The following is a 14,918-nucleotide window of genomic DNA, read 5'->3' on the forward strand; positions in this document are numbered from 1 at the left end:
CTCGAAGCTCAGCGTGAGGCAATGCGCATCAATTCATCGAACAAGGACTGCGCCGTCTGCAGCACCTTGGCGGCGGCCTGGTAGCCCTGCTGGTACTGCATCAGGCGTGAGGCTTCCTCGTCCAGGTTGACACCCGCTTGGCCGGAGCGGTTGGTTTCGGCGTCGCTGGCGACGCTGGTGGACACCTCCGACAGGTACTTCGCGCTTTGCACCCGGGCGCCCACATCGCTCATGGCGGCGGCGTAGGCGTCGTTGATGGTGGCACCGGGCACCCGGGTGGTGGAGCCGCTGCCGTTCACGATCAGCTGACCGCCGACGAAGCCCTCGGTCTGGATGTTCAGAAACGCCTTGGCGTTGCCGTTGTTGGTGCTGGCGTAGGTGGTGGGGTCGATGGAGATGCGATCGCCGGTACGCGGCACGCCGTTCGTGCGCAGCTCAAACCCCAGGTCGATGCCCGGTGGCTGGTTGCCGATGGCCTGGCCCGGGCTCCAGCTGCCGTTCAGCACGGAGCCGTCGGCCAGCGTCAGGTTGTAGAGCACGTTGGCCGCATTGGCGGGGTCCGGGCCGGTGAAGTCGACCGTGGCGGGGTATTTGGTCGGGTTGTAGTTGCTGTTGACGGCGTAGATGCTGTCAATGGTCAGCGTGCCGGTGTTGTTGACCGAGGTGGAGGCGGTGAGCGGCGACGCGGCGGCGATGCCGTTGGGGTCGTCCAGCACGCGGCGCATGTTCAGCGCAGCGCTGCCCACGGGCTCGATCAGGAAGCTCTCGCCCGCCGCCGGTGCGGCCGGGGAGAAGTTGAGGGTGAAGCCGTCCACCGTATCGCCGGCGTTCACGGCTTGCGTCTTGCCGTCAGACAGGCGCGTCAGCGTGTAGCTGCCGCTGACGCTGGAGGTGAGCTTGTAGCTGCTGGCCTGCAGCAGCGAAGCGTCGGCGATGGCCACCTGCACGCCGCTGAGGAAGTTGCCGGCGGCGTCGCGCTGGTTGGTGGTGGCGGGCATCACGCTGGGCGAGGCCACGTTGAAGATCTGCGCGCCCTGGCCGGGTGGGTTGGACAGGTCCAGACCCAAGGCGTTTTGGGTGTTCACCCGCGTGCCAATGGCTGCAGCCATCTGGCCCAGCAGGTTTTTGGCGTCTTGCAGGTCGTGGTTCTGGAACGTGAGCAGGGCCGCCATGGAGCCGCCCGTCAGCACGCTTTCGTCCAGCGGGCGGGTCTGGCCGCCTTCCACCAGCGACAGCGCCGCGCGTTGCGCGTCGTACGGGTCGTTGGTGACTTGGAGCTTTGAGGCCTGGTTGCCCAGCACCAGCCGCTGCCCGCCGCCGATGAACACGCCGACCGTGTCGTCGTCGGCCGTGAGGGTGCTCACGGCCACGTGCTCGCCGAGTTGCGAAATCAGCAGCTCCCGCTTGTCCAGCAGGTCGTTGGGGGTGTGGCCGCCGCCCCGCACCTTCGCAATCTGGTCGTTCACCTCGGCAATCTGCTGCGCCAGCGCGTTCACCACCGACACGTTGGCCTTCAGGTCGCTCACCACGCCGGCCTGCAGGTCGTTGATCTGCTGCCCTGCGTTGGAGAAGCGCACGGCCAACTCGTTGGCGCGGCCCAAGGCCACCTGGCGTGCCGAAGGGTCGCTCGGGCGGCTGGTCACGTCCACCATGGCGTTCAGGAACTGGCTGGCGGCGTAACCCAGGCCGTCGGTGCCGGGCGGGAACAGCTTTTCCATGCGGGCCAGCTGCTCGGAGCGGGTGCTGTCGGCCATGGCGGTGGACTTGGCGTTCACCGCTTCGCGCGTCAGGTACTCGTTGTGCGACCGCACCACCGTCTGCACATCCACGCCCTTGCCGAAGAAGCCGGCGCCGGTGTACTGGCCGGGCGAGGTCGTCAACACGACCGACTGGCGCGAGTAGCCCGGCGTGTTCGCGTTGGCGATGTTCTGGCCGATGGTCTGCAGCGCCGCCTGGTTGGCGAACATCGCGCGAGCGCCGAGGGTGAGCAAGCCAGCCATGGTTCAGGTTCCTTCCCGCATCAGTCCCACATCAGGCCAGCGTGCTTTGCACGCGCTGGGTGGTCTGGATGGTCTTGGCCAGCTTCTCGGCGTAAGCCGGGTCGGTGGCATAGCCGGCCTGTTGCAGGCCTCGTGCAAAGCCGGCGGCGTTGCCATTCTGGGCCTGCGCCACCACCTTGGCGTAACGGTCGTTGCTGCTGATGAGCTTGGCGTAGTCCTTGAACGCTTCGTCGTAACTGCCGTAGGCGCGGAACTTGGCGGTCACCTTGTGGGCCTGGCCGTTGATGACTTCGGTGGTGAGGACCTCCACGGTCTTGCCCGTCCAGCCCGGCGTGGCTTTGATGCCGAACACGTTGTAGCTCTTGCTGCCGTCGGTGCCGGTGATCTCGCGCTTGCCCCAGCCGCTTTCATGGGCGGCCTGCGCCACCATGAAGCTGGCCGGAATGCCCGTGGCGGCCGAGGCTGAACGGGCAGCGGCGTCGTGCTGCTGGATGAAGCTCTGCACATGGTTGGGAATGCCCTTGGTGGCCAAGGCCGGCAGGGCCTGGGCCAGCGTCGTCTGGCTGGCCTTTTGCACGCTGGAGGGCGACAGGTCGGTCACGCCCATCTGGCGCGCCAGCTGCTTTTGAATGGCGTCCGACAGCCCGCCCGGCAGGCCGGTGAGCTTGCCGGCGAATTGTTGGTCCAGCATTTCCGTGCCCATCTGGCTGGCGCTGTTGTCCAGCATGCCGCTGGCCAGCGTCGAGGCGCGCATGCTCTTCATCACTTCCTGCATGAAGAGGGCTTCGAACTGGCGGGCCGTGTCGCGGATGCTGGCCTTGGGGTCACGCGACGCCTGGGCCTTGAGGCCGTTCAGGTTGTCGAGGGCCCCCAGGGATTGGCCGGAGATGGACTGGAAAGAGGACGAGGCCATCAGATCACCTCAAGCTCGGCGTTCAGGGCGCCCGCACTCTTCATGGCCTGCAGGATGGCGAGCAGATCCTGCGGCGTGGCGCCGAGCGAGTTGAGCGCGCGCACCACATCGGACAGGCGCGCCCCGGCCGGCAGCTGGATGATGTTGCCCGGTTCCTGGCGGATGGAGATGTCCGCCTTCTCCGCCACCTGCGTTTGCCCTTGCGACATGGGGTTGGGCTGGCTGATGACCGGGGTGGAGCTGATGGTGACCGACAGGCTGCCGTGGGCCACGGCGCATTGCGACAACGTGACCGACTGGTTCATGACGATGGAACCTGTGCGGGCGTTGATGACCACGCGGGCCGCGGGCGTGGCCATGTCCACGGCCAGGTTTTCCACATCGGCCAGGAAGGCCACACGCTCGTCGGGTGCAGCCGGGGCACGCACCCGCACCACACGACCGTCCAGGGCCTGCGCGGTGCCGGCGCCCTTGGCCTTGTTGATGGCCTGTGCCACCGCACGGGCAGTGGCGAAGTCGCTGCTGTTCAGGTCCAGCTGGATGCTGTCGCCCTGGGCGATGGGCGTGGGCACCGAGCGCTCCACCAGCGCGCCCGCCGGAATGCGGCCAGCGCTCAAATGGTTGATCTGCACCTTGGAGCCGCCCGCCGAGGCGCCGGCGCCGCCCACCACCAGGTTGCCCTGGGCGATGGCGTAAATCTGGCCGTCAGCACCGCGCAGCGGCGTGGCAATCAGCGTGCCGCCGCGCAGGCTCTTGGCATTGCCGATCGACGACACGCTCACGTCCAGCTGCTGGCCCGGCTGGGCGAACGGCGGCAGCGTGGCCGTCACCATCACCGCGGCGATGTTGCGGGGCTGCATGGTCACGCCCTGGGGCAGCAGCACGCCGAACTGCTGCAGCATGGCGCTCAGGCTCTGCCCGGTGAAGGGCGCCTGGGTCGTCTGGTCGCCCGTGCCGTCCAGGCCCACGATCAGGCCATAGCCCGTCAGCGGGTTGGACCGCACGCCGGCGACGTTGGCCACTTCCTTGATGCGCGCAGCCCGGGCCGACGGGGCCACGGGTGCCAGCACCACGGCGAGGCAGAGGAGGAGGACTTTCAGGGACTTCACTCGGCAGATTCTGCGGACGCTTGAGCCCGCGAAGCGCGTGAAAAGGGCGCCTGCAGCCCCGCTTTTCCTGGCCGAGGGCGGGGCCAGTCGGCTCGGGCGGTGCTTTTGCACGGCCTGCGGGCGCCGGGCTTGCAAGCTTTCGATCAGGCTCAAACGTCAGGGGCGTGCCATCCTGTCAATCCCAATCCGTGCGCGGTGGATCGTCCTGAAGCACCGTGCCTGTCGGCGCGACGCAGCAGTGCGGACGGTCAGGTTCTCGATGAAGCGCGAGGTTCGTGCGTTTTGGGCTGGTTTGGGCGCATCCAGGGTCTCCCCTTAGGTTGATCCCCTTTGGCTGCGGGGGCGGCGGGACAGGTTTCTGAATGTGTGTCTCGGTAAAGTTTTGCGTACGCACCCGGTTCGTGCGTCGCTCCCGAGAGTTCCCATGCCCCCGTTTCCTCCGTCTTTGACCCTGGTTCACGTCGTCTTTTCGTCGCGCATTGCCGGGGGTGAACGTCACTGCATCGACCTGGCCAACGCGCAGGCGGCCCTCGGCCACCGCGTGCATGTCATCGGCACGGCGGGTTCGGCGGTGCAAGGGGCACTGGCGGCTGGCGTCCAATTCCATGGCCTCAAGGCCCCGCTGTTTCGTGGCTGGCGCGTGGCCGCGTTGGCGCGGCGACTGGGCGCGGACGTTTGCCACGGGCACCTGGGGCCGGCCTGCAAGGCTGTGGCGCACGCCACCCGGGCCGCGCGCGTGGGCACGCTGCACGTGGGCTACAAGACCCATCACCATGCGCGGCTGGACGGCCTGATCTGCGTGAACCGCGCCCAGCACGACAGCCTGCCCGCCGGCGACGCGCTGGCGCAAGTCATCTACAACTGGGCGCCGGCGCGTGATGCCGCGGCGCCTGCCCGCCCGACGGACCTGCGCGCCGAGCTGGGCCTGACGCCCGGCCAGCTGCTGGTGGGCAGCGTGGGCCGCCTGCACCCGAGCAAGGGCATGGACCTGCTGATTGCTGGCTTCAAGGCCCATGCGCCGGCTGACGCGGTGCTGGCCATCCTGGGCGAGGGGCCCGACGAAGCCGCGCTGAAGGCGCTGGCCGCGGGCGACTCGCGCATCCACCTGCTGGGCTACCGCCAGGACGTGGACGCAGCGTTGCAGGCGATGGACCTGTTCGTGTCGCCCTCCCGCGAGGAGGCGTTCCCGCTGGCCATCCTGGAAGCCATGCGTGCCGGCCGGCCGGTGCTGTCGACCGCCACGCAAGGCCCGCGCGAAATGCTGGCGGGTCAGCCGGCGCGCCTGGTGCCGGTGGGGGATGCCGATGGCCTGGGCCGCGCGCTGGCTGAAGAGGTGGCCAGCTTGCGTGCGTTGACGCCGGCCGCACGGGCGGTGTCGTACGCCACGGCGGCGTATGACCGCAGCAATGCCGTCGCCCGCACGCTGAAGTTCTACCGCGACGTCTTGGAACACCGCGCCGCGTTGGCGCTGGCGCAAGACGACGACGAGGCCTATGCCCCCTGGCAGGCCTGATGTTCAAGCGACCCCGAACGGACTTCTGGCAAGTCGGCATCGTTCCCCTGCCCCTGGCTGACGTGACGGCTGCCCGCCTGGCGGCGGTGCGTGACCGCATCACCTGGCTGCCCGACGCCGGCCGCTGGCGCTACCTGGCCGACCCCTTCGGCCTGGTGCGCGGCGCCACGCTGCACGTGTTTGTCGAGGCGTTCGATTACCGCATCAAGCGCGCCACGCTGGAGCGCCATGCATTCACGCGTGATGGCCTCGTCTGGCAAGGCTGCACCACCGTCATGGCGCCGCGCTTCCACCTGTCTTACCCGCAGGTGTTCGAGCACGACGGCGAGGTCTGGATGGTGCCGGAGAGCTACCAGGCGGGCGAGATTGCGCTGTACCGCGCCACCGACGACAGCCTGGACCACTGGGAGCGTGAGTGCGCGCTGATCCGTGGCGTGCCGGGGGCGGATGCTTCGGTCATTGAATTCGAGGGGCGGTGGTGGATGTTCTACACGCTGGTGGGCCCGGGGGCCCGCGACCAGCGGGAACTGCACGTGGCCCACGCCCCGCATCTCGCCGGCCCCTGGACACCGCTGGCCACCAACCCGGTGCGCAACAGCCGCGACGGCGCCCGCCCGGCAGGCCGGCCGTTTGTGGGGGCCGACGGCGTGCTGACCCTGCCCGTGCAGGACAGCTCCACCGGCTACGGCGGCGCCACCCGGCTGCTGCGCTTTCCGGTGCTCACGCCTGAACAGGTGCAGGTGGAGCTGCTACCCGAGCGCCTCACCGGCGACCTCGTCAGCACCACCCACACCGCCGGCTTGCACACGCTGACGGGTTGCGGCGAGTTCACCTTGATCGATGTGAAGCGCATCGACCGCTCGCGCGGCAGGCAATGGTTGGACTTCCAACGCCGGCTGAAGCGCCTGCTCGGTGCATGACGGCGCCGTGAGGGGCCTGCTCAGGCGCGGCTGAAACCCGCCGCGCCAGCCGCTGGCCCGTGAACTGGTGGCTTGCGTTGTGTATTAAGCAAGTAATACACTGATACGCATGCCGCCCGCCTTGCCGTTTTTCGACATCCAGCCTCAGCTGGCCACGCCCATTTACCGGCAGGTGATGGAGCAGGTGCAGCGCCAGGTGGCGGGCGGCCAGCTGCGCGCGGGCGACGAGTTGCCCAGCGTGCGCGCCGTGGCCGAGCGCCATGCCATCAACCCCATGACCGTCAGCAAGGCCTACAGCCTGCTGGAAGCCCAAGGCCTGCTGGAGCGGCGCCGGGGCGTGGGCATGGTGGTGGCGGCCGGCGTGCCCACCGCCGGCGGTGACGCCGACCGCCTGGCTCTGCTGGCCCCGGCGCTGGAAAGCGCAGCGCAGCAGGCGCGCGAACTGGGCATTCCGCCCGAGGCGGCGCTGGCCGCGTTCGAGCGGCTGCTGCACCCCGACCCCAAGGAGACCCCATGACCCCCGCCCTGCAGGCACACGATCTCTGCCTGGACCTCGAGGGCCCGAACTGGACGGCCTCGCGCCCCCGGTTGCTGGACCACATCACCTTTGCCGTGCCCGAGGGCGCCGTGGTGGGCCTGGTGGGCCGCAACGGCGCGGGCAAAAGCACGCTGATGCGCTGTCTGTTGGGGCTCGCCACGCCCACGTCGGGCGAGTCGCGCCTGCTGGGCGCGCCCAGCCGCCACCTGCCCGATGCGGTGCTTGAGCGCCTGGGCTACGCCGCGCAGACGCCCGACCTCTTTCCCCGCCTCACCGGCCATGAGCACCTGCGCGAAATGGCGGCCGTGTACCCGGGCGTCGCCTTGAGTGATGCGGTGGCGCTGGCTGGCCGGCTGGACCTGAACCTGGGCCAGAAGGCGGCCGACCTGTCGCTGGGCGACCAGCAAAAGCTGGCCGTGGTGTTGGCCCTGGCGCACGACCCCGACCTGCTGCTACTGGACGAGCCCGTGGCCAGCCTGGACCCGATCTCGCGCCGAGACTTCATGCGCGCCTTGTTCGCGCTGCGCCGCAAGGCCACGCCGCGCACGGTGCTGGTGTCCAGCCATTTGCTCAGTGACCTGGAGCGGGTGGTGAGCCACGTGATGTTTCTGCGCGAGGGGCGGTTGCAGCTGTTCATCGAGTGGGATGAGGCCGTGGAGCACCTGCGCTGCCTGCCCACGGCCAGCCCGCCGGCGGCGTTTCAGCCGGGCGAGATTCGCTGGGCTGCGGGCCAGTTGCTGGTGGATGCGCGGCACCACCCGCAGGCCGCGCACCTGCCGGCCTTGAGCATGGAAGACCTGATGGAGTTCTTGAACACATGAGCGCCCTGGACTGCAGCGTGGCCGGGCCGGATCAGGCGCATTTCGGCCCCGTGTTTCTGATCACAACCATCGCCTCCGGCCTCGCCGCCCTGGTCGGCGTGGGGTTGGCGTTGGCAGGCAAGCACGGGGCTGACATCGTGCTGCAGACCACGGGGACGTTGGCCACCTGGCTGGCGGGTTCGGTGTTCTGGATGGCCGGCACGCAGGCTTCGGCCGAAGCCCGCTGGCAGCGCCGGGTCACGCCGTCAGCCGCGGCGCGGCGCACGCGGCAGGGGTATGCCGAATTGCGGCTGCAGCTGGTGGCCTGCGCGAGTGCCGGGCCGGCCGTCATGCTGGTGGGGCAAGCCTGCGTGTTGCCGGCGGGGGAGGTGCTGTCGCTCACGGCCACCTGTGCGCTGCAGTTGGCTGCGGCGTGGCTGGTGGGCACTTGGCTGGGTCTGCGGGTGTCTGTGGACCGCCACGCTCACTTGCAGCGCGCGCTCACCGCCCTCACGCGGCTGCTGGGCGGCTGGCGGCTTTGGCGGCGAGTGCCCACGCTGAGCGACGTTGAACTCGAACGCAACAACCGCGGGGCGCTGGTGTGGCTGGTCTTGTTGCCGCAATCGTTGACTCAAGCGCCGAACTGGCGCTTCCTCGCCTGGGGCGAGCCCCTGGCCGAGGGTTGGGCCCTGGCCTGGCTGGGCGTGTGGATGTTTGCGTTGTGCATGGTGGCAGACGCCGTGACCGTGGGGCCGCCGCTGCATTGGCGAGCTCGCCTGGCGCCCGGACGCTTGGCGCCGGCCGCATGGGCGCGGCGCATGGTGGCGGCGTCCTTGCTGTCTGCGCTGGCTTGGATGGTTTTTGAGTTGGCGGTTGCTGCGTGGTTGACGGGCGAGGGGCGCCGGGACGCCCAGTTCCAAAGCTGGCTGCCCGTGTCGGTGGATGCCCTGCTGGCCATGGCCTGGTCGCTGTGGGTCCGGGGCTGGCGCAATACCGGCCCCGCTCATTTGCTGGCCTCGGTCAGCCTGGCGGTGGCCGTGCCGGGCTTGGTGGCGGTCGTGCACGCATTGGGCTTCTCGCCGGTTCGTGGGCTGGAACTGCTCGGCCTGGAACTGGCCGCCGCCGTGGCGCTGGCCGCTGGGGCCCAGCGCGCCTGGGCGAAGCAAGACTTGAACCGGTTCGTACCGATGTCAACGCCCGCCGGCTGAGGCCATACTGGGGCGGCATTGACCTCAGGACGCCGCATGACCTTCGCCGACCGCATCGCCGCTGCCACCGCTGCCATCGAGCCCCAGCTCATTGCCTGGCGCCGGGACCTGCACCAGCACCCCGAACTGGGCAACCGCGAGTTCCGCACCGCATCCATCGTCGCCGAGCACCTGCGCAGCCTGGGCCTGGATGAGGTGAAAACCGGCGTGGCCCACACCGGCGTTGTGGGGCTGCTGAAGGGCGGCAAGCCCGGCGGGGTGGTGGCGCTGCGGGCCGACATGGACGGCCTGCCGGTCACCGAAGCGGTGGACCTGCCGTTCGCCTCCAAGGCCCGGGCGGTCTGGAACGGTGAAGAGGTGGGTGTGATGCACGCCTGCGGGCACGACTGCCATGTGGCCATCCTGATGGCGGTGGCCTCCATCCTGGCCGGCATGCGCGCCGACCTGCCCGGCAGCGTCAAGTTCATCTTCCAGCCTGCCGAGGAGATGCCACCCGAGGGCGAGGAGGGCGGGGCGGAGCTGATGATCAAAGAGGGCGTGCTGCAGCACCCCACGCCCAGCGCCATCTTTGGCCTGCACGTCACCTCCCGCCAGCCGGCCGGGGTGATCGGCTACCGGCCGGGGCCCACCATGGCCAGTTCCGACAAGCTCAAGATCACGGTGCAGGGCAAGCAGACCCATGGCGCAGCGCCCTGGCTGGGGGTGGACCCCATCGTCACCTCAGCGCAGATCGTGCTGGGGTTGCAAACCATCGTCAGCCGCAACCTGGACCTGAACCGTGAACCTGCGGTGGTGACCATCGGCGCCATCAAGGGCGGCGTGCGCGAGAACATCATTCCGGACGCTGTGGAGATGCGCGGCACCATCCGCAGCTTCGACGAGGGCATGCGCGACACCATCCATGCGCGCGTCACTGAACTGGCCGAAGGCATTGCCGGCGCCTCCCGCGCGCAGTGCCAGGTGTGCATCACCAAGAACTACCCCGTCACCCGCAACGACCCGGCGCTGACCGAGCAGATGCTGCCCACGCTCACCCGCGTGGCCACCACCGGCCCGCGGCCCATGGGCATCGAGCTGGTGCCCAAGGTGACCGGGGCGGAAGACTTCTCGTTCTTCCAGCGCCTGATTCCGGGGCTGTTCTTCTTCGTGGGCGTCACGCCGCCGGAGATCGAGCCCAGCCAGGCCCATGCCAACCACTCGCCGCGCTTCATCGTGGACGAGCGCGGCCTGGAAGTGGGCGTGCGAGCGCTGGCGAACCTGGCGGTGGACTACCTGGCGGCCCAGCCAGCCTGACCTGAGCGCGCGCAGCGTCGCTCACCCTCCAGCGGCTGCCGCGGAACTGGCTTTGCCAGGCCGCTGGCAGCGCGCCCCCCCCACCCCCATTGAGGGGGCGGCCGTCAGGCCGCAGGGGGTGGGCCGATCAGCTCGGCGCCACGTTCAAGAAAAAGCGCGACAGCCAGCCCACCGCGTGGGCATCGGCCGCGGCGCCGCGGCCGCGTTGTTCGATGCGCACGTTGGCCACGGCGGTGGAGGCCACGGCGTTGCCTTGGCCGATGGCGCGCGGGTCCACCTGGCCAGAGAAGCGCAGCACGTCCACGTTGCGGTTCACGCCGATCTGCTTTTCGCCGCTGATCATCAGGTGGCCGTTGGGCAGCACGGCGGTCACCACGGCGGTGATGGCGCCGGTGAACTCGTTGGTGTTCTGGTTGCTGCCCTTGCCCTTGTTGTCGTTCGCCGACGTCGCCCCCGCGCTGGCCTTGCCGAACGAGTTGCCGGCAATCAGGGGCAGGGCTGTCACGCCGGCCGAGAGGCTGCCGCTCTTGCTCAGCTCGCTGGTGCTGGTTTGCGTGGCGGCCACCTTCTCGGTGATGTTGATGGTGAGCGTGTCGCCCACCAGCCGCGCGCGGTGGTCTTCGAACAGCGGGCGGTAGCTGGCCGCCTGATAGATGGCGCCATTCGTGGCCGTCATGGGCTGCGCGGGCGGCAGGTTCACCACGGGGGTGTGGGCCAACTCGATCAGCGGCTCGGGGTACGGCGTGGCGCAACCGGCCAGCAGTGCGCAAGCGGCGAGGGGGATGATGAATTTCATGAACGACTTCTCCTGATACCGCGCTAAAAACCGAACCCAGGCCCGTGAAGCCATCCCAGCAAGCCCGCCCGCACGCGGCCGCGAAGCCAGCCGCCCCTCCAGCAGCCACGGTGGAACAGGCTCCGCCGGGCCACCCGTGGCGCCCCCTTGAGGGGGCCGGCGCAGCCGGTAGGGGGTGGTCTAAATCTGCCCGAGCTTTTGCAGCATCTGGTCCGACGTCTGCACGGCCTTGGAGTTCAGCTCGTAGGCGCGCTGGGTCTGGATCATCTGCACCAACTCCTCCACCACGTTCACGTTGGAGGTTTCCACAAAGCCTTGCTGCAACGCGCCCAGCCCGTTGGCGTTGGGCGCGCCGGTGTTGGGCGTGCCGCTGGAGGCGGTTTCGGCAAAGAGGTTCTGGCCCTTCGGGTCCAGGCCGGCCGGGTTCACGAAGTTGGCCAGCTGCAACTGCCCCACCGTCTGTGGCGTGGCCTGGCCGGGGGTGGTGACGCTGACCGTGCCGTCCGAGCCGATGCTCAGGCTCTGCGCGTTGGCGGGAATGGTGATGCCGGGCAGCACGGTGTAGCCGTTGCTGGTCACCATCTGGCCGTTGGCGTTGAGCTGGAAGGAACCGTCGCGGGTGTAGGCGGTGGTGCCGTCGGGCATTTGCACCTGGAAGAAGCCGTCGCCCTTGATGGCGAGGTCCAGGTTGTTGCCGGTTTGCTGCAGGTTGCCCTGCGTGTAGATGCGCGAGGTGGCCACCGGGCGCACGCCCAGGCCCACCTGCAAGCCCGTGGGCAGCACGGTTTGCTCGGTGGTGTTGGAGCCGGTCTGCCGCAGGTTTTGGTAGATCAGGTCCTCGAACACCGCGTGCGAACGCTTGTAGCCGTTGGTGGCCACGTTGGCGAGGTTTTGCGAGATGGTGTCCAGCTGGGTTTGCTGGGCTTCCATGCCGGTCTTGGCGATCCAGAGCGAGCGCATCATGGGGTGGCCTCTTGTCGGTTAGGTGCTGCTCAGCAGCTTGGCGGACTGCTGGCCCTGGGTCTGGGCAATCTGCATCAGCTTCATCTGCTGCTCGAACTGCCGGGCGGCGGCGATCATGGCCACCATGGTGGCCACGGGGCTGACGTTGGAGCCTTCCAGCGCGCCGTCCTGCAGGCGGGCGGCGGGGTTGGCGGGCAGGTCGCCCCCGGCGGAGCGGAACAGGCCGTCTTCCCCGCGGGTGAGCTGCGTGGGCGTTTCGGGCGTGACGAGCTTGAGGCGGCCGATGGTGGTGGGTCGCTGGTTCGGCGCCTTGGCGCTGACGGTGCCGTCGCTGCCGATGGACACCTGGGCGTTGGGCGGCACGTTGATGGGGCCGCCGTCGCCCAGGGCGGGCATGCCGTTGCGCATCACCAGCACGCCCTCGGCGCTCACGTCCAGCGCACCCGCCCGCGTGTAGGCCTCGGTGCCGTCGGCGCCCTGCACGGCCAGCCAGGCGTTGCCTTGCATGGCCACGTCCAGGTTGCGGCCGGTGGGCGTGACGGTGCCGGGGGCGCTGTCGTACCCAATGGTGGTTTCCAGCGAGAACGCGCGGGTGGAGGCGCCGTCGCCCCGCACCGGCACCGACCGGAACGCCTGCAGCTCGGCCCGAAAGCCGTTGGTCGAAACGTTGGCCAGGTTGTTGGAGAGCACGTCCTGCCGCTGCATGGCCGCCTTGGCGCCGGCCATTGACAGGTAAATCATCCGATCCATGCGTGCTCCTCAGTCGCTGCGGCTGCGATCAGCGCAGGTTGACGATGGTCTGCAAGACCTGGTCTTGCGTCTTGATGGTCTGGGCGCTGGCCTGGTAGGCGCGCTGCGCGGTCACCATGTTCACCAGCTCGGCCGTGATGTCCACGTTGCTTTCTTCCAGCGCGCCGGACTGCAGCGAGCCCATGTTGCCGTCGCCCGGCACGCCCACCACGGCGTCGCCGGAGGCCACCGAGCGGATCCACACGTTGCCGCCCTGCGTCTGCAGGCCCTGCGGGTTGCGGAAGTTGGCCAGTTCCACCTGGCCGGCGGGCTTGCTTTGGCCGTTGGAGTAGCGGGCCTGGATCACACCGTTGTTGGCCACGGTGATGCCGGTGAGCTGACCGGGCGCGTAGCCGTCCTGGGTCAGGTTGGTCACGGCAAAGCTGCTGCCGTTTTCGCTGGCGTTGCTCAGGTTCAGCTGGATGCCGGTGATCGGCAGGGTGGCGTTCCCGCGGCTGCTGGTGCCGGCGGGCACCGGCATGCTGATCGTGCCCGGCGGCGTGGTGGCCGTGCCCAGGATGGCGCTGGGGGCGCCGCCCGTGGCGGGGAAGGTGATGGTGGTGTAGGGCGTCGTGGGGTTACCGTTGGCGTCCAGCGCGATGGCCGCACCTGTGGCGTCGGTGTCGAACGGCGTGCCGTTGGCGGTGGCGTAGACGTTCCACACGTCGTCGCCCGTGGCGGTGGTGGCGGTCTTCTGGAAGTAGAAGGTCACGGCCACGTCCTGGCCCTTGGCGTCATAGACGGTCAGGGAGGTGGCGTTGTTGTAGGTGGTGCTGTCTTTGAGGTCGATGCCGGTGGCCGCGCCGCTGCTGGGTGCGGTGATGGCTTGGCGCGAGTCCAGGTTGAACTCCATCTTCACCGTGGTGGTGGGCGCTGGGGGAATGCCCCCTGTGGGCAGTTGCAGCGGTTGGGCCGTGCCAGGCTGGATGACCCCGGCGCCGTTGGCCGGGTAGCCCAGCAGCTTGAGCTGGTCGTTGTTGACGATGAAGCCCTCTTTGCTCACCTTGAACTGGCCGTTGCGGCTGTAGCGGATGGGGCTCACGCCGTCGCTCAACTGGAAGAAGCCGCCGCCGTTGATGGCCAGGTCCATCGGGTTCTCGGTGGTGGTGATGTTGCCCTGCGTGAACTGCTGGGCCACAGTGGACAGCTGGGTGCCGATGCCCACTTGGTTCTGCCCGGCGCCGTTGAGTGCGGCGGCGTAGACGTCCGAGAACTCGGCCCGCGCGCCCTTGGACCCGTAGGTGCCGGAGTTGGCGATGTTGTTGCCGATGACGTCCAGGTTCTTGGCGGCGGCATTCAGCCCGGAGAGGCCTTGCTGGAAGCTCATGGTGGAGTCCTTGCGTGTGTGCGGGGTTGGGGGCGGCGAGGGATCAGTTCACAGCGGAGACGGTCGTGTAGTCGACCGGCCCGAGGCGTTCCAGGTTCAGCTTGAGGCTGCCGTTCTCGCTGTAAACGGCATCCACCTTGTCGTGCGTGTAGAGCGTGGAGGTCACGGGCTTGGCGCCGTTGGCGGCCGTGATGCGGTATTGCAGCTGGCTGCCGTCGGCGGCGAGGTTGCCCGCCTTCCAGGTGAAGGTTTGTCGGCCGGCGGACTGGGCGCCCAGCTGCTGGGTGTCGATCACGTTGCCGGCCGCGCCCAGGATTTCCAGCTTCACGGTCTGCGCTGCGCCGTCGAGCTCATAGCTGGCCTCGGCGACGCCGCCGCTGACCTGCAGCTTGTTGCCGGGCACGCTCACATCGCGGCCCACCAGCGAGATGGACTGCAGGGCCTGCATCTGACCCAGCTGCGAACCCAGGCCCTTGATGCTGGTGTCCAGCGTGGACAGGCTCGTCACCTGCTGGATCTGCGCCATCTGGCTCGTCACCTGGGCGTTGTCCATCGGGTTGAGCGGGTCCTGGTTGTTCATCTGCGCGACGAGCAGCTTCAGGAACCGGTCCTGCGTTTCGGCCGCGTTCTTCGCAGACACCGAAGTGCCTGCGGAATTGCTCGTGCCGGTGAGTGCGGTGACGTCCATGGCTCAATCCTGTCGTGCAAGTTGCAGCGCCGCAGGCCGCTGCGCCATCGCGCGGCAGCCG

14 protein-coding genes are annotated in these 14,918 nt (G+C 68.8%); 6 read left to right on the top strand and 8 right to left on the bottom strand.

Going from position 1 to position 14,918, the window contains the following annotated elements; translation table 11 throughout:
- Positions 1–8: 8 nt before the first annotated feature.
- From flgK to ACG01O_RS03185, 3 genes are read right to left on the bottom strand one after another with little or no spacing between them, the layout of a single operon-like run.
- The gene (gene flgK / locus ACG01O_RS03175; RefSeq protein ID WP_394381315.1) at positions 9–2,000 is read right to left on the bottom strand and encodes a flagellar hook-associated protein FlgK; all 1,992 of its coding nucleotides are present in this window, start codon (positions 1,998–2,000) and stop codon (positions 9–11) included.
- 31 nt (positions 2,001–2,031) lie between these two features.
- Positions 2,032–2,913: a flagellar assembly peptidoglycan hydrolase FlgJ gene (flgJ, locus tag ACG01O_RS03180; protein ID WP_394381317.1), complete on the bottom strand. Its 882-nt coding sequence runs from the start codon at positions 2,911–2,913 to the stop codon at positions 2,032–2,034.
- A complete protein-coding gene (locus tag ACG01O_RS03185) occupies positions 2,913–4,022 on the bottom strand; it encodes a flagellar basal body P-ring protein FlgI (RefSeq protein ID WP_394381318.1) in 1,110 nt (369 codons plus the stop codon). Before ACG01O_RS03185 ends, flgJ begins: the two co-directional genes overlap by 1 nt.
- Before the next feature lie 424 nt (positions 4,023–4,446).
- Here ACG01O_RS03185 and ACG01O_RS03190 point away from each other — a divergent pair, with 424 nt between their 5' ends.
- The 6 genes from ACG01O_RS03190 (at position 4,447) to ACG01O_RS03215 (ending at position 10,294) form a co-directional block, all read left to right on the top strand.
- On the top strand, positions 4,447–5,535 hold the full coding sequence (locus ACG01O_RS03190) for a glycosyltransferase (protein ID WP_394381320.1): 1,089 nt from the start codon (positions 4,447–4,449) through the stop codon (positions 5,533–5,535).
- Positions 5,535–6,455, top strand: coding sequence for a glucosamine inositolphosphorylceramide transferase family protein (locus ACG01O_RS03195; RefSeq protein ID WP_394381322.1), 921 nt, complete (start codon positions 5,535–5,537; stop codon positions 6,453–6,455). Before ACG01O_RS03190 ends, ACG01O_RS03195 begins: the two co-directional genes overlap by 1 nt.
- A 109-nt stretch (positions 6,456–6,564) precedes the next feature.
- Positions 6,565–6,972: a GntR family transcriptional regulator gene (locus tag ACG01O_RS03200; protein ID WP_394381324.1), complete on the top strand. Its 408-nt coding sequence runs from the start codon at positions 6,565–6,567 to the stop codon at positions 6,970–6,972.
- Positions 6,969–7,814, top strand: coding sequence for an ABC transporter ATP-binding protein (locus ACG01O_RS03205; protein WP_394381325.1), 846 nt, complete (start codon positions 6,969–6,971; stop codon positions 7,812–7,814). Before ACG01O_RS03200 ends, ACG01O_RS03205 begins: the two co-directional genes overlap by 4 nt.
- The gene (locus ACG01O_RS03210; protein WP_394381327.1) at positions 7,811–9,001 is read left to right on the top strand and encodes a hypothetical protein; all 1,191 of its coding nucleotides are present in this window, start codon (positions 7,811–7,813) and stop codon (positions 8,999–9,001) included. The genes ACG01O_RS03205 and ACG01O_RS03210 overlap by 4 nt, the downstream gene beginning before the upstream one ends.
- A 36-nt stretch (positions 9,002–9,037) precedes the next feature.
- Positions 9,038–10,294 (top strand): amidohydrolase, encoded by a 1,257-nt coding sequence (locus ACG01O_RS03215; RefSeq protein WP_394381328.1) that lies wholly within the window; start codon positions 9,038–9,040, stop codon positions 10,292–10,294.
- Between the two features lie 127 nt (positions 10,295–10,421).
- Here the strand turns inward: ACG01O_RS03215 and ACG01O_RS03220 are convergent, their stop codons facing one another.
- From ACG01O_RS03220 to ACG01O_RS03240, 5 genes are all read right to left on the bottom strand, one after another.
- Positions 10,422–11,090, bottom strand: coding sequence for a flagellar basal body L-ring protein FlgH (locus tag ACG01O_RS03220; RefSeq protein WP_394381330.1), 669 nt, complete (start codon positions 11,088–11,090; stop codon positions 10,422–10,424).
- Between the two features lie 180 nt (positions 11,091–11,270).
- Entirely contained in the window at positions 11,271–12,053 is a 783-nt protein-coding gene (gene flgG, locus ACG01O_RS03225) for a flagellar basal-body rod protein FlgG (protein ID WP_394381332.1), read from the bottom strand.
- A gap of 18 nt (positions 12,054–12,071) precedes the next feature.
- Positions 12,072–12,803: a flagellar basal-body rod protein FlgF gene (flgF, locus tag ACG01O_RS03230; RefSeq protein ID WP_394381333.1), complete on the bottom strand. Its 732-nt coding sequence runs from the start codon at positions 12,801–12,803 to the stop codon at positions 12,072–12,074.
- 28 nt (positions 12,804–12,831) lie between these two features.
- Positions 12,832–14,169, bottom strand: a complete 1,338-nt coding sequence (gene flgE / locus ACG01O_RS03235) for a flagellar hook protein FlgE (protein WP_394381334.1) — start codon at positions 14,167–14,169, stop codon at positions 12,832–12,834.
- A 43-nt stretch (positions 14,170–14,212) separates the two neighbouring features.
- On the bottom strand, positions 14,213–14,857 hold the full coding sequence (locus ACG01O_RS03240) for a flagellar hook assembly protein FlgD (protein WP_394381335.1): 645 nt from the start codon (positions 14,855–14,857) through the stop codon (positions 14,213–14,215).
- Between the last annotated feature and the right edge of the window lie 61 nt (positions 14,858–14,918).

Origin of the sequence: Pelomonas baiyunensis (assembly GCF_043555935.1) — a bacterium.
Lineage (GTDB): Bacteria > Pseudomonadota > Gammaproteobacteria > Burkholderiales > Burkholderiaceae_C > Pelomonas > Pelomonas baiyunensis.

Bases quoted from the DNA above. Each gene is read 5' to 3' on its own strand.
- flgK (WP_394381315.1), bottom strand. From the start codon at position 2,000: ATGGCTGGCTTGCTCACCCTCGGCGCTCGCGCGATGTTCGCCAACCAG.
- flgJ (WP_394381317.1), bottom strand. From the start codon at position 2,913: ATGGCCTCGTCCTCTTTCCAGTCCATCTCCGGCCAATCCCTGGGGGCC.
- ACG01O_RS03190 (WP_394381320.1), top strand. From the start codon at position 4,447: ATGCCCCCGTTTCCTCCGTCTTTGACCCTGGTTCACGTCGTCTTTTCG.
- ACG01O_RS03195 (WP_394381322.1), top strand. From the start codon at position 5,535: ATGTTCAAGCGACCCCGAACGGACTTCTGGCAAGTCGGCATCGTTCCC.
- ACG01O_RS03200 (WP_394381324.1), top strand. From the start codon at position 6,565: ATGCCGCCCGCCTTGCCGTTTTTCGACATCCAGCCTCAGCTGGCCACG.
- ACG01O_RS03205 (WP_394381325.1), top strand. From the start codon at position 6,969: ATGACCCCCGCCCTGCAGGCACACGATCTCTGCCTGGACCTCGAGGGC.
- ACG01O_RS03210 (WP_394381327.1), top strand. From the start codon at position 7,811: ATGAGCGCCCTGGACTGCAGCGTGGCCGGGCCGGATCAGGCGCATTTC.
- ACG01O_RS03215 (WP_394381328.1), top strand. From the start codon at position 9,038: ATGACCTTCGCCGACCGCATCGCCGCTGCCACCGCTGCCATCGAGCCC.
- ACG01O_RS03220 (WP_394381330.1), bottom strand. From the start codon at position 11,090: ATGAAATTCATCATCCCCCTCGCCGCTTGCGCACTGCTGGCCGGTTGC.
- flgG (WP_394381332.1), bottom strand. From the start codon at position 12,053: ATGATGCGCTCGCTCTGGATCGCCAAGACCGGCATGGAAGCCCAGCAA.
- flgF (WP_394381333.1), bottom strand. From the start codon at position 12,803: ATGGATCGGATGATTTACCTGTCAATGGCCGGCGCCAAGGCGGCCATG.
- flgE (WP_394381334.1), bottom strand. From the start codon at position 14,169: ATGAGCTTCCAGCAAGGCCTCTCCGGGCTGAATGCCGCCGCCAAGAAC.
- ACG01O_RS03240 (WP_394381335.1), bottom strand. From the start codon at position 14,857: ATGGACGTCACCGCACTCACCGGCACGAGCAATTCCGCAGGCACTTCG.